The organism is Aureimonas sp. AU40 (assembly GCF_001463785.1).
GTDB lineage: Bacteria > Pseudomonadota > Alphaproteobacteria > Rhizobiales > Rhizobiaceae > Aureimonas.
Map to the genome: position 1 here is coordinate 1 of NZ_BBWL01000051.1, position 23,766 is coordinate 23,766.

The window sequence follows — 23,766 nt, forward strand, 5'->3', positions numbered from 1 at the left end:
ATCGGCCTCGCGCATAGCGGCCTCCCGCACCCGCTGCTCCAGCGCCGCCAGACGCTCGGCGTCGGGATGGCGCAGATCTACCGTGAAGGTCACGCTCTCCGGCACGGCGTTGACGGAGCCGGGCGAAGCCTCGATCCGTCCCACGGTGAAGCGCGCTTGCGGATCGCTCGGCATGACTTCGCCATGCAGCGCGGCGAGCAGCCGTGTCGCCGCCGCCAGCGGATCGCGCCGGAAGTCGAGCGGCGTCGTGCCGGCATGGGCGGCCTGCCCGGTGAGCGTGACCTCCAGCCAGACCGTGCCCTGAATGCCCGTCACCACGCCGACCGGCACGTCCTCGCGCTCCAGGATCGGCCCCTGCTCGATATGGAGTTCGAGATAGGCGGCGATCGGGCTGCCGAGCGGCGCGAGCGGAACGCCCGGCAGCGCCGCCAGCGTCAGCGCCAGCTCGTCATCCAGCCGCGCGCCGTCGGGCGCATGGGCCTCTCTCCATTCGGGCGCCATCTGCCCCTGCGCAAAGGCCTGCGAGCCCATGGCGCCCGGCGCGAAGCGGCATCCTTCCTCGTTGGTCCAGCTGACCAGCTCGACCGCGCGACCCGTTTGCGCCCCGACGTCCTCCAGCGCTTCCAGCACCTCGAAGCCGGCGAGCACGCCCAACGCGCCGTCGAAGCGCCCGCCGGTCGGCTGCGTGTCGAGGTGGCTGCCCAGAAGCAGCGGCGGCAGGGCGGGGTCGCCTCCCTCGCGGCGCAGAAAGAGATTGGCCGCCTCGTCCTGGCGCAGCGAGAAGCCGCGCGCGAGGGCGAGGTCCGCCAGGAGCGCGCGCGCCTGCCGATCGCCCTCGGTGAGCGCCTGCCGGTTCACCCCGCCGCGCGGCGTGGCGCCGATCTCGGCGAAGCGCGCGAGGCGCGTGGCGAGCCGCTCGGGGCGGATCGCGGGCCGCCCGCTCATCGCTTGAGACCGGCCGTGAAGCGCTTCACCCGTTCGGGATCGACCGGGTTCCACCAGACGCCCTCGTGCTTGAGAGAGCTGGCGACGATCACTCCGTCCGCGACCGAGAGAATGTCGCCGAGATTGTCCTTGGTGACGCCGCTGCCGACCAGCGTCGGCAGGTTGGCCGCTTCCTTGATCATGCGGATATAGGAAAGCTCCGCCACATGGCCGGTGCGCTGGCCGGTGGCGATCACCACGTCGGCGTCGAAGAACACGAGATCCTTGACCTGCTCCTCCACCGGGCGGTCGGCGACGATGGCGTGAGCGCCGTGCTTCACATGGGCGTCGGCGAAGATGCGGATGCCCTTGGCGCGCAGCTGGGCGCGGTAGCGCATGGCGCGCGCCGCCTCGCCCTCGACGAAGCCCTCGTTGGCGACATAGGCGTTGGCCCATTGGTTGACGCGCACGAAGGAGGCGCTGGCGGCGCTGGCGATGGCGAGCGCGGGAATGGCGGCATTGGCCAGCACGTTGATGCCGATCGGGCGCCCCAGCTCGCGGCGGATGCGGTCGGAGACCACCGACATGTGGGCCGCCGTCTCGGGGCCGATCGCGTCGGGCTTGGAAAAGGGCACATCGCCGTGGTTCTCGACGATCACCCCGTCGCAGCCGCCATGGAGATAGGCGCGCGCGTCGTCGAGGCCGCGCTGGTAGATCGTCTCCACCGCCTCCCCGTCGAAGCGTGGGCTGCCGGGAAGGGGCGCGAGATGCACCACGCCGATGATCGCCTGGGGCCGGCCGAAGATCGCCTGAAGCGTATCCCCGGCGGCTTGGCCGATGGGTTGGCCAATGGGGTGAGATGGGGTGCTCATGCGTGTTCTCTTTCAAGCAATGTTTGAAATTCCGCCGGGCTCGGGCCGCAGCCGAACGTGCCGGGCCGGGTGACGGCAAGGGCCGATGCGGCGACGGCAAGGCTCACGGCCCGCCCAAGCCCCTCGCCCAGCGACAGGCGAGCGGCCAGCGTGCCGCAAAAGACGTCGCCCGCGCCGCTCGTGTCGAGCGCGCGGACCGCGGGTGCCAGAGAATGGCGCGGCATGGGCTCCTCGCGCGTCTGAGCCAGCACGCCGTCGGCGCCCAGCGTCACGATCACGGTTCCCGCGCCCTCGGAGAGGAGCCGGGCGATCATGCGCTCGGGCGCCTCCTCGCCCGTCAGCATCTCGCCCTCGACGCGGTTCACGACGAGGACATCGGCAAGGTCGAACGGCACCGCCTCGCCCTCGGCCAGCGGGCTGGCATTGAAAACGGTGGCGAGGCCCAGCGCGCGGGCGCTGTCCAGCACGGCCCGCGTCGTAGGGCCGAGGAAGTTGCCCTGAAGAACCAGGAAGTCGCCGGCGCGCGCCTCGGCGCGCCAGCCGCTTTCGGCGGCCTCGAAGCGCCGCGCGCAGGCCACGGCGCTGACGATCTGGTTCTCGCCCCCGCTCTCGACCAAGATGGTGGAACGGTCGGTCGGCAGCGGCAGCACCGCGAGCCCCCGGTCGGAGAGCCCGTCCTCGATCAGGCGGCGGCGCACCACGCCGGCCTCGGCATCGTCTCCGACCCCGGCCCAAAGCGTGGTCCGCGCCCCGGCGCGCAGGGCGGCGAGCGCCTGGTTGGCGCCCTTGCCGCCGAGCGCGACCTCGGCCTCGTCGGCGTTCACCGTCTCGCCCGCCCTTGGGAAACGGGCGAGGCGAAAGGTGGTGTCGAGTCCGACATTGCCGACGACATGAACCGCCATGGCTTTTCCGCCTTACTTCGCGGTTGCCCAGTCGAGCATGGCGGCGAAGAGCTTGGCGTAGCCGTCCCAGCGGATGAACTCGCCCGGCAGCCAGTGCGGGCCGACATCCGAGGTCCAGACCACCGAACGGCCTTTGCCATAAGTGCCGGTGACGAGCAGCGGCTGCGAGCCGTATTCGTCGGACACGGTCGCCAGGACCTCGGCGCCGGGCTTCAGCTCAACCTCGTTGTAGCCGAGGAGAACCGGCCAGTCCGTGCCGAGCCCCGCGAGGATCGGGTGCGAGGCCTCGCCGGTGACCACCGGCGCGAAGCCCTCGGGCACCTCGACGCGGTCGTCGAAGCGAAGGCAGGTAACCGGCAGCACGTCCTCGACCGGCGTGCGGGCATAGCGCGCGCCGCCATTGATGCCCTGGAACGAGTAGTAGCCGCCGAACATCAGTAGCGCGCCGCCCTGATCGACATAGTCGCGCAGGAGCTTCAACCGGTTCGGGGTCGTCTTGGAATGGATCCAGGTGTCGGGATGGAGCAGCAGCGTGTTGGCGCCGATGTCCGACAGGATCACCGCGTCATAGGCCTGCAGGGCCTCCATGGTCTGCGGGAAGTCCTTCTGCGCCTGATGGGCCGGCATGAAGGTGATGTCGTAGGGGCTGGTCTTCAACGCCTCCAGCAGTTCGTCCGCGCCCTGGTGGTAGGTCACGGTGGGGAACTGGTCGAAGCCCTTGATATGGGTCGCGGTGGAGACCCAGCTTTCGCCGGCCAGGAGCACCTTCTTGCGGGACATGGGAATTTCCTTAAGGGGGATGGAAGATCAGGCGGCCGAGAAGACGGCCCGCGGATTGTCGGTGAGGATCGCGTCGATCACGGCTTCGTCGACGCCGTGGCGCTTGAGGCGCGGCACGAAATGCCGGAGCACGTGGGCGTAGCCGAAGCCGCCGTAGCGGGTCAGCATCATCTTCATGAACACGTCCTGGCTGAGCAGGATGCGGTCGGAAAAGCCCTCGTCCACCAGCTTTCGGATCGCCCGCGCGTTCTCCTCGTCGGAGGGGGACTGGGCGTCCTGGTCGGCATAGTAATAATCCATGCCGATCATGTCGTATTCCAGGAACGCGCCGCGCCGGGCGAGACTCGTCTGGTAGGGCAGGTCGTCGTGGCTGGGGTTCATGTGGCAGAGAACCGTGTGCCGGAGATCGGCGCCCTCGCTCTCCACCACGTCCAGCACCTCGTGGGCCAATCGCTCCCAGCCCGGCAGGTGGATCGACAGCGGAACGCCGGTGCGGGCCGAGGCTCTCGCCGAGGCGCGCAGCGACTTTCGCTCTTCCGGCGTGAAGTCCTTGGACACGCCGATCTCGCCGATGATCCCGGCCATGATGTCAGGCCGATCCGCCGTGCCGCCGACATCGCGCATAATGAGCTCGGCCACCTCGTCCACGTCCATGCTCTTCAGCCAGTCGGGATGGCTGAACTCGAGATAGAAGCCCGAGCCCATGACGATCTTCAGCCCGCTCATCCGGGCGATGCGGCGCAGCTTCTCGGGCTCGCGGCCGATGCCGAAATTGGTGGGGTCCACCACCGTGTGCCCGCCCAGCGCCTGGAACATCTTCAGCTCGGACAAGGCGAGGTCGCTGTCGTCGAGCGAGACATTGTCCCGGTTCATGTACGGGTTCATGCGCAGCTCGCCGATGATCTCGATGCGAACGGGGCCTTCGTTCAGCACGGGATCGGGCGGGTGGCAGGGGCAGCGCCAGCTCTTGGCGCCGTCGAGCAGGATGTGCTCGTGCATGAGCGTGACGCCCATCTCGGCGACTGGGATCGGCCCGTCCACCGTCATCACATGGCCGGAGCGCACGCCGATGCCGACATCGGGGGAGCGCGCGGCGCGGTCCTGAAAGTCGAGCGCCATCGGATCAGCGCCCGCGCGCCGCGCCGCGGAACAGGCGGAAGTTCAGCCAGATCGCGACGAGGATGATGCAGCCGGTGATGATCGGCGTGAGGAAGGGCGACATGTGCGAGAGGATCAGCCCGTTGCCGATCACCGCGACGGTGAGCGCACCGAGCACCGTGCCGACCATGGTGCCGCGCCCGCCGAAGAGCGAGGTGCCGCCGAGCACCACCGCCGCGATCACGTCGAGCTCGAAGCCCTGGCCGGAATTGGACGAGCCGGAGCCGAGGCGCGCGGCGAGCACGATGCCGGCGAGCGCCGCGGCCGTCGAGGAGAGCATGTAGACGCTGAGCAGCGTGCGGCGGGTGTCGACGCCGGCGCGGCGCACCGCTTCCTTGTTGGCGCCGATGCCGGTGACATAGCGCCCGAAGCGCGTGCCGTTAAACACGAGATAGGCGACGAGAAGCGCGGCCAGCGCGATCCAGGCCGGGATGGGCACGCCCAGGAACCAGCCGCGTCCCATCTCCACGAAGGGGCTCGTCGGCTCGATCGGGATCGAATAGCCGCCGGTGATGAGGAGGGCGACGCCGCGAATGACGGAAAGGCCGGCCAGCGTCACGATGAAGGCGGGGATGCCCTCATAGGCGATGAAGAAGCCCTGCAGCGCGCCGATGGCGCAGCCGAGCGCCAGCATGGCGAGGATCACCAGCGGCCAGGGCACGCCAAGCTGCAGAAGCGCCGCCGACAGGGCGCAGACCAGCGCCAGCACGGAGCCGACCGACAGGTCGATGCCGCCCGTGGTGATGACGAAGGTCATGGACGCCGCGACGATCAGGAGCGGTGCCGACTGGCGCACGACGTTGAGCAGGTTCGGCGCCGACAGGAAGGCGCCCGTCGTAAAGGTGAAAAGCAGGCAGACGAGAATGAAGAAGATCGCGATGGAGCCGACCGCGCCATTGGCGATGAAGCGATCGCGCAGCGTCGCTTTTCGCACGCGCGGAGCGGCGGAGGCGTGCAAGGGGGCGTCGTCGCCGATCGTGCCGCTCGGGTTCATGGCTGGGCTCCCTGCTGGTCTTGGGCCTGATCCTGCGCGCGGGCCGAACGGGCCTGGAACTTGCGGCCGACGATGAGGTTGACGACCTCTTCGATATTGGTGTCCGCGATGCGCCGCTCGGCGACGTTGCGGCCCTCGTACATGACCTGGATGCGGTCGCAGACGAGAAAGAGGTCCTGCAGCCGGTGGGTGATGAGGATGACGCTGACGCCGCGCGCCGACACGGTGCGGATCAGTTCCAGGACGGCTTCGACCTCGGCCACCGCGAGCGCCGCCGTCGGCTCGTCCATGATGAGCACCTTGGGCTCGAAGGACGCGGCGCGGCCGATCGCGATGGACTGGCGCTGGCCGCCCGACAGGTTCTCCACCATCAGCTTCGTGTCGGCGATGACGATGCCGAGCCGCTCCAGCATGGCCTTGGCGTCGGCGTGCATGCGGCGCTTGTCCAGAAGCTGGAGACCGGCGATGCGTCGGCGCGGCTCGCGGCCGAGGAAGAGATTGCCCGCGACGTCCACCGTGTCGCACAGCGAAAGGTCCTGGTAGACCATCTCGACATGGGCGGCGCGCGCGTCGGCGGGGGAGGAAAAGCTGACTGCCCGCCCGTCGATCTCGATTGTGCCGCCATCGGGTACGACCGCACCGGACAGGACCTTGGAAAGCGTCGATTTGCCGGCGCCATTGTCGCCCACGAGGCCGAGGACCTCGCCGGGCGCCAAGCGCAGCGACACGTCGTGCAGGGTCTGGATCGGCCCGTAGCGTTTGGAGATGCCGGTCATGCGGACCCGGTCGGGGATGGCTGTCATGGCCTCGTTCCGGCTGGAGGAAAAGCGAAGGATGAGTTCGCGGGGGCACGGAGCGCCCCGGACGGACAGGCGGGGCAGGGCGCCCCGCCGGCCCCGACGGCTTACTTGAACATGCCCCGGAACTGGTCGACATTGCTCTTGGTGACGATCGTCACCGGCACGTTGATGATGGGCTCGACCGTCTCGCCCTTCTTCAGCTTGGCCAGCGCTTCCACCGCCGCCTTGCCTTCGCCGGCGGGGTCCTGCTGCACCACGGCGGCGACCCAGCCCTCGTCGATCCCCTTCACCGCCTGAGCGGTAAGGTCCCAGCCGAAGACCTTCACGTCGCTCTGCCGGCCCTGGCTTTCCACGGCCGAGACCGAGCCGATCAGCGCCGGCTCGCCGGTGGCGTAGAGCGTGGTCATGGTCGGGTTGGCGGTCATCAGGTTTTCGGCGGCGCCGAGCGCCACGTCCTGCACGTTCTGCCCGTCCACCGTGTCGAGGAAGGTGACCTTGGCGCCGCTCTCGCCGACAGCCTTCTTGAAGCCATCGAGCCGCTGGTTCTGGATGAAAGAGTTCAGCGCGCCGACGACGCCGACGCTGGCCTCGCCCTTCATCTCGGCCTTGACGTAATCGGCATAGTGTTTGCCGATCGCCTCGCCCGCCTTCATGTTGTCGACGCCGACGAAGGAGACGTTGTCGCCGTTCGGGATCTGCGCGTCGATCGCGATCACCGGAATGCCGGCTTTCTTGGCCTCGGTGATGGCCGGCTTCACGCCGTTCACGTCGATGGCAATGAGGATGATGCCGTCGACCTTCTGGGTAACGTAGTTTTCGATCGCCGTGTTCTGCGCGGCGGGCACGTTGTTGGCGTCGAAGATCACGAGTTCGGCGCCCGCTGCCTTGGCCGCCGCCTTGGCGCCGTCGTTGATCTGGTTGAAGAACAAGGCCTGCTGGTTGATCGTCACCAGGGCGAAGGTCTCGGCCTCAGCGGCCGTCGCACCGAGTCCGGCGAGAAGCGTCAGGGCGGCGGCGCCGCCGGCGAGGAACTGGGAGAGGCGCATTCCAGGTCTCCTTCATGGGATGGGGCCGCTGCGGGCGCCCGCGCCCCGATCGGCGCCGCTGTAGAATTCAAGAGACTTGAATTCATGTCAACCGAATTGCTGAGACTTCGCGCATATTTTGCATCTGCACAATAATCTTGCAGTGCAAGGTCAGCGACCGGGCAGCCGCGCCGCGATATCGGGCAAAATCCCGCCCGCGATGCCTCAGAAGGTCGGCGGCGTGTTCACCCAGAAGATGCTGGCTCGCTCCGCTCCCATGTTGCGATAGTGATGCGGCAGGTCGGACCGGAAGGCGAAGGCGTCGCCGACCTTGAGATGGAAGGTCCGGTCCTCGACCATGAGTTCCACCTCGCCGGCCACGATATAGCCGACCTCCTCGCCGGCATGGCTGATGGGCCCATCGCTCCCGCCGCCGCGCTCGATATGGTGGATGTTGCACTGGAGGAGATGGCCGGGCGAATAGGGGATGACGCGCTCCAGCGAAACGCCTTCGCCCTGGCGCGTCGGATCGAGCGCGATAAAGGGACGCTCGCCGGCGCGGAAGATGATTCCCTCGTCGCCGTCCACGTCCTCGAACATGCGCCCGATATTGGTGTCGAGCACGCCGACCAGCTTATGCAGCATGGGCAGCGAGGGGGAGGCCTTGCCGTTCTCGATTTTCGACAGGAGACTTTCCGAGCAGCCCGCGCCGACCGCCAGTTCCTTCAACGTCAGGCCGCGCGTCTGGCGCGCATGCTTCAACCGCACGCCGAGCTTGGCGGCATTGGCCTCGCCTGCCGATTCTCCGGCCCCGCCCTTGGATAGTTTGGTCGAACTCACACGCTTGCTCCGCCCCTGCAATCTGGCCGAGTGGTCAACCCGGCTAGACCCAACATCGCGCGAAATGTCTGGTACGACAAGTGACTAGAAGTAAGTGCAAGCAACTTGAAGCGCAAAAACAGCATGCTGCAGCGCTCTCGGATGGCGCGCGAGCGTTGAAAGCCCGTCCCCAGATATCGGTAAAGGCCCCGTCCGAGCCGGACCTCATGCGTACCGAAGCGAAGGAAACGGATGGCCGAGGCGTGTCGCACGATTGACGCGACGAGATCGGAACGCTGCCTTTCCTACCACCGCAAGGACCACCGACCGAACGAGCCTCTGCCTTTACCGCGCTTGCCCCTCTGCCGGGCAACGGGCATCGTGTCCTCGACGGGCGGCGCGGCGCCGCCGCACTCTTCTCCTTCATCGACCAGGATCGACCGGGCCGCCCCATGCGCATCTTCACCGCCTCGCTCGCCACGGAAACCAACACGTTCTCGCCGGTCCCGACCGATCTCCATGCGTTCAAGGCGGCCTTCTATGCCGGGCCGGGCGAGCATCCCGACACGCCGACGCTGTGCTCCTCGCCCGTGCCGATCCTGCGTCGGCGCGGCCGGGCGGAAGGTTTCACCGTGATCGAGGGTACGTCCTGCTGGGCCGAGCCCGCCGGGCTGATCCAGCGCCAGACCTACGAACACCTGCGCGACACGATTCTGGCCGAGCTCCAGGCCGCGTTGCCGGTGGACGGCGTCGTCCTCGGACTGCACGGCGCCATGGTGGCGCAGGGCTATGACGACCCGGAGGGGGATTTTCTCGAACGCGTGCGCGCCCTGGTCGGGCCGGACGTCACCGTCGCCGCCGAGTTCGACCCGCATTCGCACCTCACCCCGCTGCGGGTCCGGCAGCTCGATCTTCTCGCCGCCTTCCTCGAATTCCCCCACACCGATTTCGAAGAGCGGGGCGAGCTGGTGGTGGATCTCGCCTTGCGCACGATCCGGGGCGAGATCAAGCCAGTGATCTCCACCTTCGACTGCCGCATGATCTCGATCTACCCGACGAGCCGCGAGCCGATGCGCGGCTTCGTGGACCGGCTGAAGGCGATGGAAGGACGGGACGGCATTCTCGCCGTCTCGGTGATCCACGGGTTCATGGCGGGCGACGTGCCGGAGATGGGCACAAGGATCGTGGTTGTCACGGATGGCGACAAGGTCAAAGGTGAGGCGCTGGCGGAGCGGCTGGGGCGCGAACTCTATGCGCTTCGCGGCACCACGGCGATGCCGATCCTCGACACCGAAGCCGGCCTCGACCATGCGGGGGCGATCCGCGTCGCGCATCGCGAGAAGCCCGTGGTGGTCGCCGATATCTGGGACAATCCCGGCGGCGGCGTGGCGGGCGACGCGACGCATGTCCTGCGCCGTATTCTGGAGCGGGGCGACTTGGGCAAGGTGGCGCTCGCCACGATCTGGGACCCGATCGCCGTGTCCTTCTGCCACGCGGCGGGCGAGGGGGCGGAGATCGACCTGCGCTTCGGCGGCAAGTCCGGCCCGCATGGCGGCCAGCCGCTCGACGCGCGGGTGCGTGTCCTCCGCGTCGAGGAAAGCGGCTGGCAGAGCTTTCGCAACAGCCGCGTCACGCTCGGCCGCGCCGCCACGATCCGCCTGATCGGAACCGAGATCGACGTGATCCTCATCACCAGCCGGACGCAGACCTATGAGCCCGACATCTTCAGCAATATGGGCGTCGACTTCGCCGCCAAGGACCTGCTTCTGGTGAAGTCCACCAACCATTTCCACGCCGGTTTCCAGCCGGTGGCGAGCGAGATCGTCTATGTCGCCTCGCCGACCTCCTACCCGACCGACCCCGCCACGACGCCCTACCGTAAGGCCAGCCTCCAGCTCTGGCCCCGCCTGAAGGACCCGCTCGGCCTCGACGGCTGACGGGGAACGCGCGGGTTAGGCCTCCGTCACCGCCAGGACCACGAGGCGAGGGGCCGTGCAGAGAAACAGCTGAAGCCGGCGGCCGGAGCGGGTCGTCGCGCGCCGCAGCGGGAGATCGACGGCGATGTCGCCATAGTCGAGGATTTGCCCGTCCAGGGGATAGACAGCCTTGTAGACGGCTTCCTTGGCGCAGAACACGAGGCGCGCCGCCAAGAGGTCGGCGGGTTCGGGAAGCCGATCGGCCCCCGTCACGACGAGCGCGAGCAGATCGGGCGACAAGGGCTCGGGCGGCTCGACATCGACGCCGAGCGAGCCCACGGCATCGATCCGGCCGAGCGCCGCCACGGCCATCGTCTCGTCATGGGCGAGCGAGCCCGTCAGCCCGCCTGGCCAGATCGGCGCGCCGGAGGGCGCGCGGAGAATGGCGGCTTCGCCCAGCCCATGCGCCTTCAGCAGTTGCCGCGCCGCCCAGCGCACCGCGCCGCTCGCATCCCGCCGAGCAGGCTGTCTAGCGGTGATCGAGCCGGCCTCTTCGGGCAGGAGATGCGCGGCGTCTCCCGCGCGCAGCGCGCGGCAGGCGAGCCGAATGCCGGGCGGTGCGAGGCGGTCGAGCGCCGCCTGGAGCGCCGCCGCGTCGGGATTGGGAAAGGCGCCCGGCCCGGCGCTCACGTCAGATTTCGGGCCAGACGAGCCGGGCGATCATCTCGCCGTCCTCGTCCAAGCCTTCCTCGACGAAGCCTGCCTGCCCATACATGTGCCGCGCTGCCGCATTGCCGGGGTCGTAGCAGATCGAGATTTCCTGGATGTGCGCCAGGGCGCGGATTTCGCCGAGCACGGCCTGGAGGGCGGCCTTGCCGAGGCCCCGTCCCTGCTCGGCGCGGTCGATCATCAGCCGATAGATGCGCGCTTCGGTATCGCCGGAGGGCGCCTCGTACATGAGGAAGCCGACCAGCCGCTCGGCCGAGCCCGGCCCCTCGCTCAGCCAGAGCGCGCGCGGGCGGGCGTCGGGGTCCTCGTCGGCCTCCTCCAGCGAGGCGGCGTTGCTGGCGACGAAACCGGCCTGATCCGGCGCCACGGCGAGCGCTGCCAGCCGATCGCGATCCGCCGGCGCAACGGGCGCGAGGCGGATCGGAGCGATAGGGGAGGCCGTGCTCAAAGGGCCGCCTGCCTTGTGCCGCGGCTGCGCACCGGGGCGGCGAAGCGGTGGAGCTTGGCCGGGTTGCCGCGCCAGATCGAGCCGGGTTCGAGCACCTCGCCCTTCATGACGAAGGAATCGGTGTCCACCATCGATTCGTCGCCCATCACCACGCCGTAATGGACGAAGGCGGCGGGGCCGAGCGTGCAGCCGTTGCCGATGCGGATGGCGTCGGACTTGAAGGCGCCTTCCTCCAGCGAGTGGGCCTGGATGACGCAGCGCTCGTTCAGCGTCGCGTCGTCGCCGATGGATACCAGCGAACGCTCTGTGAGGTTGGCACCGGCGTCATAGACCCGCCGGCCGACCTCGCAACCCAGCAGCTTCAGCATCAGCGGCCGGAAGGGCGTGCCGGGGAAGAGGTTGATGATCGGCGAGTCCGACAGCTTCCAGTGCCGCTCGTGGCGCCAGAAGGAGCGGTCGTAGATCGTCGTCATGCGCGGCTTGAGGAGACCGAAGCCAAGGCTCGCCCGCTCGATGAAGACATGCAGCGGCACCTCGATCACCATGACGAGCAGGGCGCCCAGGAAGAGCGCCGTCGCACCCCATTCGTCGTAATAGTTCAAGGCCCGGTCGGCGATCACCAGCGCGATGAACAGCTCCAGCCATTGGGTGGCCAGGAAGAACAGAGCCGTCAGAGCGTTGTGGCGGTTCTTTTCCCGCACCCGCAGGCGGCGGTCGCTTTCGCTGACGCCGGCGATCAGCTCCTTGTCGCGGGTCACCATGCGCGGGATCTCGAAGGGCGGCGAGCCGAGCAGGCCGACATTCTCGCGCACCGGACCGTCGATCGGCACCATGACCTTGGTGCCGAGCAGACAGTTCGCCCCGGTGCGGCTATCGGGTGGGAAATAGATGTTGTTGCCGAAGTAGTTGCGCTCTCCGACCTTGGTGTGGTGCAGCCGGAACGAGGAGGCGGACTTGTGCATGTTGATCATGAACAGGCCGTCCGACACCATGGTCTGGCTGCCGATCTCGCAGAGAAGCGGGTTCTCCTGGCTCTGGTTGCTGCCGAAGTTCGAGCCGGTCTGGGTGACGGAATTGAGCTTCCAGCCGAGGGCCCGGATGTAGTGGACGGCGGCCGAACTGTCGCCGAACAGGAGGTTGAGCAGGCGCGAATTGGTGCAGAACTCCACGGCGTTCTGCACGAGATAGTGGAAGCCGTAGAGCGTGTAGGTCCGCCCCGGCTTCAGCACCAGCTTGGCAATGCGCGGCAGCAGGAGGGCGGCGGCCAGCGAGACGGCGAGCGTGCCGAGCAGCGTGACCGTCGTGCCGATCGCGACGATGCCGATCGTCTCCTGATAGTCGTCGCTGACATTCTGCCAATAGGAGTGGAACAGAAGCGGGAAGGGCGTGACGATGGCGAACAGCCCGACGAGCTGCACCACCTCGAACAGGATGCGCCGGATCTCCGACAGGGACCGGCCGCGCACCTTGCAATAGTCGGCCGTGGTCGGCACGGCGGGCGAGCCGTGCCAGTGCTCGCCATCGGGGATGGTCTGGCCGCGCTGGAGCGAGGAGGAATGGCCGAGCTGCGAGCCCTTGCCGATCCGCGTGTCGATGTCGAGCACGCAGCCGACGCCGACGAAGGCGCCGTCGCCCACCTCGACCGGGCCGGTGTGGATGTAGCCGGCGCGGGCGTGATAGCCCAGGATCACCGACTCCTTGCGCAAGATCGCATTGTCACCGATGACGATGAGGTCCGTGCAGACCGGGATCGTGCGGCATTCCACGATCGTGTTGTGGCCGATGCGCGCACCGAGCAGCTTGAGATAGAGGCTGTAGAGCGGGCTACCCCGGAACAGGACGACCGGCGCGGTGCGGATCAGCGTCTGAACCACCCAGAAGCGGTAGTAGCGAAGGCTCCAGATCGGGAAGGCCTCCGGCTTCCAGCGCCCGATCAGCAGCCATTTGGTGGCGACCGCAAGGCCCGACATGCCGAAGAACAGGCCGGCCGAAAGCGCGACGCATCGCAGATACAGCTGAATCGGCTGGTCAAGCGCGACATAGACCCAGTCCAGCCCGCGATCGAAGACCCACAGGCCGAAATAGCCGTAGATCGCGTAGAACAGAAGCTGCGCGCCGCCGCAGGCCCAATAGGCGAAGTCCGAGGCGCGATGGGTGAGCACGGGCTCGCGCGTCGCCTCGACCATGTCCTCGGGCGTGCGCAGATGCTCCGCCAGACGGGCGACCGTCGGGTAGAGATAGATGTCGCGCATCGAGGTGGTGGCCCAAGCGGGCTTGGCGCGCACACGAGCGCAGAAGCGCGCCATGAGCAGCGAATTGGCGCCGAGATCGTCGAAGAAATGATCCTCGACCGAGATTTCCTCTAGGCCGAGAATGGTCTTGGCGGTGTCCACCAGGAAGCGCTCGTCGTCGTTGCGCGGCGGCGTCACCGGCCGGTCGGAAGCGAGCGCGCCGGCCCGGGGCTTGGGAAGCTGGCGAAGGTCCACCTTGTTGGCGACCGTCATCGGCAGCGCCGCCAGTTCCTCCAGATAGGTCGGCACCATGTAGTCCGGCAGGCGGCGCTTCAGCTCGGCCGAAAGCTCCCCCTTCGCCAGCGAGCAGGAGCCGGCCTTCGGCGCGTAATAGGCGACGAGCTCGGTGCGGCCTGGCTGCAGTTCGATCGCCGTGACGGCGGCCTGGGCGATGCCGGGCTGGTCGAGCAGCACGGCTTCGATCTCGCCGAGCTCGATGCGATAGCCCCGGATCTTCACCTGCGTGTCGATCCGCCCGTGATACTCGATCTCGCCCTCCGGGCTGATGCGACCGAGATCGCCCGTGCGGTAGATCCGCTGCGAGGGATTGTCGGCCAGACCCAGGAAATCGGGAATGAATTTCTCGTCGGTGAGGTCCGCCCGGTTGAGATAGCCGGCGGCAAGGCCGATGCCGGCGATGCCGATCTCGCCCATCTCGCCGGGCGTCGCGAGCTTGGGCGCCTCCGGGTCCAGAAGCACGATCGTGTAGCTCGGCAGCGGCGCTCCGATCGTCACCGGCCGGTCGGAGCACAGCCGCGCCATGGTTGCGGTGACGGTCGCCTCGGTCGGTCCGTAGGTGTTGAGGATTTCGCGGCCGGGCTTTTCCCAACGCTGCACGAGGTTCTGCGGGCAGGCCTCGCCGCCCACCAGAAGCAGGCGCAGGCTCGGCACCTCGCTCTCGATGGAGGAAAGCAACGTCGGGCTGCAGGCCATGCATGTGATGTCATGGGCGCGCAGGAACTCTGACAGTTCCTCGCCGACTAAGGTCAGCTTGCCTGGCGCAGGATAGATCGTCGCCCCGGCGCTGAGCGGCACCCAGATCTCCTCGGTCGAGAAGTCGAAGGCGATGGTCATGCCCTGGTAGACGCGGTCGCCCGGCCGGTAGCCATAGGCAGAGGCGGCGACCTCGACGAAATTGCGGATGCTGGGGTGCCGGATCACCACGCCCTTGGGCTTGCCCGTGGTGCCGGACGTATAGAGAATGTAGCAGCTGTCGTCGCTCAAGGGCCCAAGCGCCAGGGGCGCGGGGTCTTGCGCGGCGATCTCCCCTTCGCTCTCGCCCAGCAGGAAGGGAGTGACGGGCAGCTGGCGCACGATGGCCGCGTAGTCAGACACCGTGACGATCAGCCGGATCGCCGCGTCCTCAACGATCAGCGCCATGCGTTCGGGCGGGAAGGCGGTGGCGAGCGGCACGAACACGGCGCCGGCCTTCATTACCGCCAGGATCGCGACATAGGTCATGGCCGAACGGTCGAGCAGAAGTCCGACCCGGTCGCCCGGCGCCACGCCCCGGGCGGCCAGGACGCGGGCCATCTGGTTGGCGCGCGCGTCGATCTCGGCATAGGACCAGGTGCGGCCCTCCGACACGACGGCGGGCGCCGAACCGAAGCGCGCGGCCTGTCGCGCGAAGAACGTGTCGAGGCGCCCGTCCACCTCGGCGCCGGTTGGGAACGGGGCGCCGATCAGGATCGAGCCCGCCGGAGCGGCGGGCGTTTCGGCATAGCGTTCGCCGGCGAAATTCGCCAAGTCGGTCTCGAATCTTTGCATCGAATATTTCGCAGGTCTCGTCACTGATCAGGACGGAGAGGGGGGTGGCATCGCGGTGCTTTTGGCTGGAGCGCTCGCCGGGAGCGACATTCCATGGCAACCAAGGCAATCTTACGAAGCTCTCCCGATTTCCGTCGGCGCGCCGGTCGAGAATGGACGGCTGGGCGGAGGACCCATCTCTCTTCGGCGGGGCGAGGTCAAGCGATTTTGAACGCCTGCACGGGGAGCCGGGCGGGCGGGGCAAGCCCATGCATCCGGCGGACATCGCGGGGCGGGCGACGCCACAAGGGCTTAGCGGCAGACGCCGTTCGGGGCGAGCCCGGCTGGCGGATCATCACATTCCAATACGGCCCCTTCACGGAGCGAGAGAGCGCCGAGGAAGGGCAGAAGTTTTACCGGCAACCGAGACGCTCTGCAGCAGAACGCCGGAAGGCCACCAGCACTAAGAAAGCGGAGAGGCGCATCGCGCCCCTCCGCCGCAGGCTCAGGGCTTCAACAGCCACTCGTGCTCGGGCGCGTTGTGGAAGCGCCAGGTGCGTTTGGGGCCGGCCATGACGTTGAGATAGTAGAGGTCGTAGCCGTGGATCGTGGCGCAGGGGTGATAGCCCTTGGGCACCAGCGTCACGTCGCCATCCTCCACCGCCATGGCCTCGTCCAGCTCGCGCCGGCCGGACGCATCGGCGTCGGTGTAGACGCGCTGGAAGGCGAAGCCCTGGGGCGGGTTGAGCCGGTGGTAATAGGTCTCCTCCAGCGAGGATTCACGCGGCAAGTCGTCGGCATCGTGCTTGTGCGGGGGATAGCTCGACGTGTTGCCGGCGGGCGTGACGACCTCCACCACCAGGAGCCCGTCGGCCTCGGCCGTTTCGGGCAGGATGTTGGTGACGTGGCGCACGTTGTTGCCGCGCCCGCGCACCTCCTGCGTGTTGTCGTCCTCGCCGATCAGCCGCGGCGGGCGGGCGCCGGCCGTGCCGGGGGCGGTGCAGACGGCGAGTTCCAGATCGGTCTCGGCCGTGACGCGCCACTCCATACCGGCGGGCACATAGACCGAGGAGGGCTTGCCGTCGAAGGGCGACATGCGACGACCGACGCTGCCAAAATCGCTTTCGCCTGCCGAGATGGCGGCCTTGCCGGAGACGAGCACGAGGCAGCTCTCGCGCCCGGCCTCGCCGCCCGAAACACTCTCGCCGGGCTTCAGCTTGTGGAGCGCGAAGCCGACATAGGTCCAGCCGGCGCTTTCGGGCGTGACGTCGACGACACGGCCCGCCGTGCCGGAGGGTTTGACCAGAAGCTTGGACATGGCTCGCTCCTTCAGCGCTTCAGGCCGGATTCGGCCAGGAAACGGGTCAGGTTGTCGTAACCCATCTTCACATAGGTGGCGGGATGGGCCTTGTCGGGGTCCTGCTCGGCCTCGATCACCACCCAGCCGGAATAGTCGGGAAGCGCTGTGAAGACCGATACATAGTCCACCGACCCGTCGCCCGGCACGGTGTAGACGCCAGCCAGAACCGAGGTCAGGAAACTCCAGTCTTCCTGCGCCGCCTGACGGGCGACGTCGAGGCGCACGTCCTTCACATGGACATGGACGATGCGGTCCTTGTAGCGGCGCGCGAGATCGGCGGGATCGGCGCCGCCCCAGGTGGCGTGGCCGGTGTCGAGCAGCAGCGTGAAGGCCGGGCCGGTGCCGGCCATCATCCGGTCGATTTCCTCGCCCGTCTGAATCACCGTTCCCATGTGATGGTGATAGGCGATGCGCAGCCCTTCGCCCTTCAGAAGCTCGGCAAAGCGCGTGAGGCGCGGCAGGAAGCGCTGCCATTCCTCTTCGTTGAGGACCGGGCGAGCGTGAAGGGGCGTGGTCTCGTCGCCATGCACGGTGCGGGTGCATTCGCAGACGATGAAGATATCGGTGCCCGCGCCCTTCACGAGATCGATATGCTCGCGCGCCGCCTCGAACTCGGCCTCGGCGTCGCGGTCGAGCAGGAAGGTCGAGTACCAGCCGCCCACGAAATCCATGCCGTATTCGGCGAGCTTGGCTTTCAGCGCGGCGGGCTCGCGCGGAAACTTGTGGCCGAGTTCCATGCCCTCGATGCCGATCGCGCTCGCCTCGCCGAGGCACTGCTCCAGGCTGATATGGCCGCCGATGTCCTGCCGATCGTCATTGCTCCAGCAGATCGGGTTCGCGCCGATACGGATCATGCTTCCTCCTTGAGCGTCGGGCGCCCTGTCGCGGCCCGATCGTTTCATTCCAGTTCCGGCCGCCCGGGCGGCCTGCCGAGACAGACGTCTCAGGCGGCTTCGGTGCGCCGCGCGGCGCCGCGCCAGGCGGCGACCAGGGCGCCGAAGCGCTTGGCCATATCGACGATGGCGGCCTCGTCGTCGATCTCGCCGCGCAGCCAGCGCCGGGCGGCGTTGGCGAAGATCGTGCGCCCGACCGCGAAGCCCTTGACCATGCCGACATCGGCCACGGCCGCGAAGGCATCCCGCAACTCGGCCTCCGGCGCGTCGAGTCCGAGCAGGACGATGCCCCGGCAATAGCGGTCGTTGGCAGAGATCGTGGATTCGATCCGGCGCCAGGCCGCCGTCGATGTCTGCGGCTCCAGCTTCCACCAGTCGGGCTTGATGCCGAGATCGTAGACATGCTGGACCACTTCGGCCACCGTCGTCTCACCGAGCGCGCCGTTCTTGCCGGAGATGATCTCGACAAGAAGCTCGCGGCCCACGGTGCGCGCGGCGTCCCAAAGGCGCAGGAGCTCGCGGTCCTGCCGGCTCTTCAACTCGGCCGGGTCGTCCGGGTGGTAGAAGCAGAGGCACTTGATGACCTGATCGACCGGCCATTCCGTCAGATGGCTGCCGAGATCGGCCATATGGTCGAATTCGAGCGGGCGCGAGCCTGGCTTCTCCACCGGACGCCCGATCCAGAAGCCCTTGGCCGCCGCGCGGTAAAGCGCCTTCTGGCCGTAGATTCCGTCGAGCAGCATGCCGAAGCCCGGCTCGTCGCCGGCCACGCGCGAGGCGGCCTCGACGGTCAGCACCTTGAAATCCTCGATCCGCTCGCGCGGGGCGCCGGCGGCGTCCGCCATGTCCTCCAGCTGCATGCGGTGGTCGCAGGCGAGCGCCATGAGACGCTCCGGCCCCGGACGGCGCGTCGTCGCCCAGTGGATGTGGTTCAGCCCCTCGTCCTTGCGCAGGCGGCGCTCGATGCGGCTCTTGGCGAGAAAGGCGTCGAGCTCGTCCGAAGTCGGATATTCCGGCGAGCAGAGAAGGCGCGACACGGCGAACGCGCCGCAGGCATTGGCCATGGTGGCGCATTCCGCCGCCGACTTGCCGCGCAGCCAGCCGGCGAGCAGGCCGGACATGAAAGCGTCGCCCGCGCCCAGAACGTTGAACACCTCGATCGGGAAGCCGCGCCCGGCGACGCCGTCCTCCAGCGAGGCGATCGGCCCCTCGAAGACGATGCAGCCCATGGCGCCGCGCTTCAGAACCAGCGTCGCCGAGGACACGGCGCGGATCGCCTGGAGGGCGGCCAGCGGATCGCCGACGCCGCCGGCGATCATCACCTCCTCCTCGGTGCCGACCACGAGGTCGCAATCGGGCAGGATGGCCTGCATCTTGGCCGACACGAAGTCCGAGGCGACATATCGCTCGAAGCCGGCGGCATGGCCGGCGAGGCCCCAGAGATTGGGCCGGTAGTCCACGTCGAACACGACCTTGCCGCCGTTCGCCTTGGCGATGCGGATGGCCTTCAGCTGCGCGGCTTCCGTGTTGGGCTTGGAGAAATGGGTGCCGGTGACGACGATCGAGGCGGCCGAGGCGATCAGCGGCTCGGAAACGTCGTCCTCGCACAAAGCCATGTCGGCGCAGTCGGAGCGGTAGAAGATCATGGGGGAGACGCCCTCGTCCTCGACGGCGAGCAGCACCAGCGCCGTCAGGCGCTCGGGGTCCACCGCGACGCCCGCCGTCTCGACGCCCTCGCGCGCCAGCTGCTCGCGCACGAAGCCGCCCATCTGCTCGGCGCCGACGCGCGTGAGCAGCGCCGACTTCAGGCCGAGCCGCGCCGTGCCGACGGCGATATTGGCGGGGCAGCCGCCGACCGACTTGGCGAAGGAGGCGATGTCCTCCAGGCGCGAGCCGATCTGCTGGCCGTAGAGATCCACCGAACAGCGGCCGATCGTGACCACATCGAGCGCCTTGGCCATGAGCCTCTCCCTTATGCCTCGTGCCGTCGAACCCGCCATGCCCCGCCCGGCGAGGCCGGGGCGAGGGGCGGCGGGCCGCGTTCCCATCGCGTCAAGATGAAGCATGAGGCAACAATATCGTCAATATGGAATTTCAATTCCAAATTTTATGAGAAGACTCACATGCCCTCCATCGCCGGGCGCGGGCCGCCGGCGCGGCGACGCTCGGCCACGCCGACGACCAGCGTCATGGCGAGCGCCAGACTGGCGGCGAGAGAGCGGAACCCCTGGAAATCCGCCTCCACCACCTCGAACCAGAGATGGCCTTCGGAAACGAGTGGGCTGAACGGGCTGTCGGTGATGACGACGAGCGGCGCGCCCTGTTCCGCCACCTGACGGGCGTAGGCGACGGTGGACGAGGCATAGGGCGTGAAGGAGATGGCGATCGCCGCGTCGCGAGCCGTCGCGAAGGACGCCGTCTCGGCATCGGTGCCGACCGCCGAGCCGATCAGGACATTGCGGATGCCGAGCTTGCCCAGCGCGTAGCTGACATAGGCGGTGACGGGAAAGGAGCGCCGCTGCGCGATGAGATAGATCGTCTCGGCCTCGGCCAGGATGCGAATCGCCTCGTCCATGGCGGCGACGTCGAGCCGATCGTGCATCCCAGAGATCGAGCGCGTCGAGGCTTCGCAGAACCCGTCGAACAGGGCGGCCGAACGGGAGGCGTCGCCATTACGCTGGCGCAGCGACAGAAGCCGCTCGTCATAGTTCGAGACCTGGTTGCGCAGCCGCTCGCGAAACAGCGCCTGGAGATCGGAAAAGCCGGCGAAGCCCAGCGCTTGGCTGAAGCGGATGAGGGTCGAGGGCTGCACCCCCGCCTTGTCGGCGATGCTCGTCACCGTGCCGAGCGCGATCTCGTCGGGCTGGGCGAGGGCGAAGGAAGCGACCTGCTTCAGCCGCTTGGGCAGCTTCACCGCGCCGCTCGCCAAGCGCTCGCGCAAGGCGGCGAAGTTTTCCGGCGCGCTGGCCGGATCGGCTCGAACCTGTTCGTCGCTCACCGTCATTGCCGTCCGCTCCCCATTTTGCCGATTGCACAGAAAGCGCACTCCCTGCCGCTTGACACGCTTCCCGCACGCAGAATACAAATTTCCATATTGGTATAAAAGGGCATACACATTCCAAATTCGCTTTTGGCCGGGATGGGGTCGGGGTGAAGGGCGAGGCGGGGAGGTTTCGGGTCTTGGAATTCGCTGTCAATCATATGGTCGCGCCCGGTTTGGGCGTCGAAGCCTTCTTCGAACTGGCGCAGCGTCTCGGCCTGACGGCGGTGGAGATCCGCAACGACTTGGCCGGCGTCGCGCTGGCTGATGGCACGCCGGGCCACGAGGTCGGCGCCCTCGCATCCGCCAAGGGGCTACGCATCCTGTCGGTCAACGCCCTTCAGCGCTTCAACGAATGGACCCCGGTCCGCGCCGAGGAAGCCAAGTCTCTTGCCGCAGAGGCGTCAGCCGCCGGGGCGGAGGCGCTGGTTCTCTGCCCGGTGAACGAAGAGGGCTTCTGGAGCGACGACGCGACGCGGCTCGCCGCGCTGCGCGAGGCTTTGAGCGGCTTGGCGCCGATCCTGGCCGACGTTGGTCTGATCGGCCTTGTCGAGCCGCTCGGCTTTGCGGAATGCTCGCTGCGCCTGAAGAGCGAGGCGGTCGCCGCCATCGACGCGGTCGGGCAGGGCGAGCGCTTCAAGCTCGTGCACGACACGTTCCACCATTTCGTCGCCGGGGAGACGGCGCTGTTTCCCGAGCGCACCGGCCTCGTCCACATTTCGGGCGTGGAGGACAAAGCCGTGCCGCGCGAGGCGATGCGCGATCCGCACCGTGTCCTCGTCGGCCCGGGCGATCTCATCGACAATCTGGGACAGCTGCGCGCGCTGGCGAAGGGGGGCTATCGCGGCCCGGCGTCCTTCGAGCCCTTCGCGGCCGAGGTCGCAGGCAGCGCGGACATCGCGGGCGATCTTGGCGCCAGCATCGCCTTCGTGGCGGACGGGCTCAAGGCGCAGGCCGCCTGAGTCATGAATCGGTCGTCGGCGGGGAGGCCGGCGGCGGGGGTTAAGGAAACATCGGGCGCCGCAAAAGACGGACAGCCCGAACATGGGAGGAAGTGCCTGATGAACCGCATTCTGCTCACGCTCGCCGCGTCGGTCGCCATGATGGCCTCGGCCCAGGCCGCCAATATCGGCGTGTCCATGGCCCTGTTCGACGACAACTTCCTGACCGTCCTGCGCAACGGCATGCAGGACGCGGCCAAGAAGAAGGAGGGCATGACCCTCCAGGTCGAGGACGCCACCAACGACATCGGCAAGCAGCTCAACCAGATCCAGAACTTCATCGCCCAGAAGGTGGACGGGATCATCGTGAACCCCGTCGACACCGACGCGACGGCGCAGATGACCAAGCTCGCCAACGATGCCGGCATTCCGCTCGTCTACGTCAACCGCCAGCCGGCCGATGTCGAGAAGCTTCCCGCCAAGACCGCCTTCGTGGGTTCGGACGAGAAGAAGTCGGGCACGCTGGAGATGCAGGAAGTCTGCAAGCTCATGGGCGGCAAGGGCGACATCGTGGTGATGATGGGCGAGCTCTCCAACCAGGCCGCCCGCCAGCGCACGCAGGACGTCGAGGACGTGATCGCCAAGGAGCCCTGCACCGGCATCAAGATCCTCGACAAGCAGACCGCCAACTGGCAGCGCACCCAGGCGACCGACCTGATGACCAACTGGATCTCCGCCGGGCTGAAGCCTGCCGCCGTCGTGTCCAACAACGACGAGATGGCGATCGGCGCGATCCAGGCGCTGAAGGCTGCCGGCATGAAGGACGTGATCGTCGCGGGCGTCGACGCCACGCAGGACGGTCTCGCCGCCATGAAGGCGGGCGACCTCAAGGTCACCGTCTTCCAGAACGCCGCCGGCCAGGGCGCCGGCGCGATCGACACGGTGGAAAAGCTCATCAAGGGCGAGAAGGTGGAGAAGGTGGTGGACGTGCCCTTCGAGCTCGTCACTCCCGCCAACATGGCGACCTACGCCGCCAAGAACTGACGGCCCGCCCTCGACGGCTGAGGCCTTAAGGGTTCTGACCTGAACGACCGGGGCGTCGCCACGACGCGGCGCCCCGGCCTCCGCTCCACCCGCGACAGGACACGTTCCATGAAGACGAAGCTTCTCGGTGCCGCACTGGTCGCGGCGCTTCTCGCCTCCACCACGGCGCCCACGCTGGCCGAGACGATTGGCGTCACGCTGGCGCGGGCGGATTCGGTGTTTCTCACCATCCTGCGCCAGGGCATGGAGGGCCGCGCCAAGGCGATGTCCGGCCTCACGCTCCAGGTCGAGGACGCGCAGAACGACCCGCAGCGCCAGCTCGATCAGGTTCGCAACTTCATCGCCGCCGGCGTCGACGCCATCGTGGTGACGGCGGTGGACGGCGACGGCACCCCGGCCATGACCAAGCTCGCGACCGAGGCCAAGATACCGATCGTCTACTCCGTCCACCCGCCGGCCGATCTGGAAACCCTGCCGGAAAAGACCGCCTTCGTCGGCTCCGACGAGAAGCAGTCCGGCACGATGCAGACGCAGGAAGTCTGCCGGCTGCTCGGTGGCAAGGGCGCGGCCTATGTGCTGATGGGGCCGCTCAACAACCATTCCTCGATCGTGCGCACGCAGGACATCGAGGATGTCCTTGCGACGCCGGCGTGCAAGAGCATTTCGATCGTCGATCGCCAGGCCGCCGGCTGGGACCGGATCGAAGCCCAGAACATCATGACCAATTGGCTGTCGTCCTCGGCCGAGTTCGATGCCGTGATCGCCAACAATGACGAGATGGCGATCGGCGCGATCCAGGCCATCAAGGCGGTCGGGCGCGATCCCAAAACCGTGGTCGTGGCCGGCATCGACGCGACGCCCGACGGGCTCGCCGCGATGAAGGCCGGCGATCTCGACATCACCGTCTTCCAGAACGCCACCGCGCAAGGCGCGGCCTCGGTGGATGCGGCCGCGAAGCTCGCCAAGGGCGAGGCCACCGAGCGCAAGATCTGGGTGCCGTTCGAACTCGTGACGCCCGAGACGATGGGAAAATACGCCAAGGCCCAATGACGACGCATGCGGCGGCGGGCCGGGCCCGCCGCTT

At 67.9% G+C, this 23,766-nt stretch carries 20 protein-coding genes; 4 read left to right on the forward strand and 16 right to left on the reverse strand.

Features of this window, described 5'->3' with window-relative positions; all coding sequences use genetic code 11:
- The 9 genes from AUL32_RS19150 to AUL32_RS19190 all read right to left on the reverse strand — a co-directional run.
- A partial coding sequence (locus AUL32_RS19150) for a hydantoinase/carbamoylase family amidase (protein ID WP_062118582.1) occupies window positions 1-945 on the reverse strand: 945 nt, incomplete at its 3' end.
- Window positions 942-1,796 (reverse strand): BtpA/SgcQ family protein, encoded by an 855-nt coding sequence (locus tag AUL32_RS19155; RefSeq protein ID WP_062118583.1) that lies wholly within the window; start codon window positions 1,794-1,796, stop codon window positions 942-944. The genes AUL32_RS19155 and AUL32_RS19150, both read right to left, overlap by 4 nt.
- Entirely contained in the window at window positions 1,793-2,698 is a 906-nt protein-coding gene (locus AUL32_RS19160; RefSeq protein WP_062118586.1) for a PfkB family carbohydrate kinase, read from the reverse strand. The genes AUL32_RS19155 and AUL32_RS19160 overlap by 4 nt, the downstream gene beginning before the upstream one ends.
- A gap of 12 nt (window positions 2,699-2,710) precedes the next feature.
- Window positions 2,711-3,478: a glutamine amidotransferase gene (locus tag AUL32_RS19165; RefSeq protein ID WP_061978164.1), complete on the reverse strand. Its 768-nt coding sequence runs from the start codon at window positions 3,476-3,478 to the stop codon at window positions 2,711-2,713.
- 27 nt (window positions 3,479-3,505) lie between these two features.
- Window positions 3,506-4,597, reverse strand: coding sequence for a phosphotriesterase family protein (locus AUL32_RS19170; protein ID WP_062118588.1), 1,092 nt, complete (start codon window positions 4,595-4,597; stop codon window positions 3,506-3,508).
- 4 nt (window positions 4,598-4,601) lie between these two features.
- The gene (locus AUL32_RS19175; RefSeq protein ID WP_062118590.1) at window positions 4,602-5,630 is read right to left on the reverse strand and encodes an ABC transporter permease; all 1,029 of its coding nucleotides are present in this window, start codon (window positions 5,628-5,630) and stop codon (window positions 4,602-4,604) included.
- Window positions 5,627-6,433, reverse strand: coding sequence for an ATP-binding cassette domain-containing protein (locus tag AUL32_RS19180; RefSeq protein WP_062118593.1), 807 nt, complete (start codon window positions 6,431-6,433; stop codon window positions 5,627-5,629). The genes AUL32_RS19175 and AUL32_RS19180 overlap by 4 nt, the downstream gene beginning before the upstream one ends.
- Window positions 6,434-6,534: 101 nt before the next feature.
- The gene (locus AUL32_RS19185) at window positions 6,535-7,476 is read right to left on the reverse strand and encodes an ABC transporter substrate-binding protein (RefSeq protein ID WP_061978161.1); all 942 of its coding nucleotides are present in this window, start codon (window positions 7,474-7,476) and stop codon (window positions 6,535-6,537) included.
- A gap of 204 nt (window positions 7,477-7,680) precedes the next feature.
- The gene (locus tag AUL32_RS19190) at window positions 7,681-8,295 is read right to left on the reverse strand and encodes a cupin domain-containing protein (RefSeq protein ID WP_061978160.1); all 615 of its coding nucleotides are present in this window, start codon (window positions 8,293-8,295) and stop codon (window positions 7,681-7,683) included.
- A 431-nt stretch (window positions 8,296-8,726) separates the two neighbouring features.
- On the opposite strand from AUL32_RS19190, the gene AUL32_RS19195 reads away from it, so the two are divergent.
- A complete protein-coding gene (locus AUL32_RS19195) occupies window positions 8,727-10,211 on the forward strand; it encodes a M81 family metallopeptidase (RefSeq protein WP_062118596.1) in 1,485 nt (494 codons plus the stop codon).
- Window positions 10,212-10,226: 15 nt separating this feature from the next.
- Here AUL32_RS19195 and AUL32_RS19200 read toward each other — a convergent pair whose 3' ends face one another.
- The 7 genes from AUL32_RS19200 to AUL32_RS19230 form a co-directional block, all read right to left on the reverse strand.
- The gene (locus AUL32_RS19200; protein ID WP_062118599.1) at window positions 10,227-10,880 is read right to left on the reverse strand and encodes a 4'-phosphopantetheinyl transferase family protein; all 654 of its coding nucleotides are present in this window, start codon (window positions 10,878-10,880) and stop codon (window positions 10,227-10,229) included.
- A gap of 1 nt (window position 10,881) precedes the next feature.
- Complete coding sequence (locus AUL32_RS19205) at window positions 10,882-11,367, reverse strand: GNAT family N-acetyltransferase (RefSeq protein ID WP_244497983.1); 486 nt, start codon at window positions 11,365-11,367, stop codon at window positions 10,882-10,884.
- Window positions 11,364-15,425, reverse strand: coding sequence for a Pls/PosA family non-ribosomal peptide synthetase (locus tag AUL32_RS19210; protein WP_082659847.1), 4,062 nt, complete (start codon window positions 15,423-15,425; stop codon window positions 11,364-11,366). The genes AUL32_RS19205 and AUL32_RS19210 overlap by 4 nt, the downstream gene beginning before the upstream one ends.
- Window positions 15,426-15,909: 484 nt before the next feature.
- Window positions 15,910-16,722 (reverse strand): 5-deoxy-glucuronate isomerase, encoded by an 813-nt coding sequence (iolB, locus tag AUL32_RS19215; protein ID WP_062118602.1) that lies wholly within the window; start codon window positions 16,720-16,722, stop codon window positions 15,910-15,912.
- Between the two features lie 11 nt (window positions 16,723-16,733).
- The gene (gene iolE / locus AUL32_RS19220; protein ID WP_062118605.1) at window positions 16,734-17,618 is read right to left on the reverse strand and encodes a myo-inosose-2 dehydratase; all 885 of its coding nucleotides are present in this window, start codon (window positions 17,616-17,618) and stop codon (window positions 16,734-16,736) included.
- 89 nt (window positions 17,619-17,707) lie between these two features.
- Window positions 17,708-19,618, reverse strand: coding sequence for a bifunctional 5-dehydro-2-deoxygluconokinase/5-dehydro-2-deoxyphosphogluconate aldolase (locus tag AUL32_RS19225; RefSeq protein WP_156421536.1), 1,911 nt, complete (start codon window positions 19,616-19,618; stop codon window positions 17,708-17,710).
- A gap of 158 nt (window positions 19,619-19,776) precedes the next feature.
- Window positions 19,777-20,661, reverse strand: coding sequence for a MurR/RpiR family transcriptional regulator (locus AUL32_RS19230; RefSeq protein ID WP_062118608.1), 885 nt, complete (start codon window positions 20,659-20,661; stop codon window positions 19,777-19,779).
- A 197-nt stretch (window positions 20,662-20,858) separates the two neighbouring features.
- Between AUL32_RS19230 and AUL32_RS19235 the strand changes: the two genes are divergently transcribed.
- From AUL32_RS19235 to AUL32_RS19245, 3 genes are all read left to right on the forward strand, one after another.
- Window positions 20,859-21,659 (forward strand): TIM barrel protein, encoded by an 801-nt coding sequence (locus AUL32_RS19235; protein ID WP_062118792.1) that lies wholly within the window; start codon window positions 20,859-20,861, stop codon window positions 21,657-21,659.
- Window positions 21,660-21,758: 99 nt separating this feature from the next.
- Window positions 21,759-22,682, forward strand: coding sequence for a sugar ABC transporter substrate-binding protein (locus AUL32_RS19240; protein ID WP_061978154.1), 924 nt, complete (start codon window positions 21,759-21,761; stop codon window positions 22,680-22,682).
- 108 nt (window positions 22,683-22,790) lie between these two features.
- Window positions 22,791-23,732, forward strand: a complete 942-nt coding sequence (locus tag AUL32_RS19245; RefSeq protein WP_062118610.1) for a sugar ABC transporter substrate-binding protein — start codon at window positions 22,791-22,793, stop codon at window positions 23,730-23,732.
- Window positions 23,733-23,766: the final 34 nt, after the last annotated feature.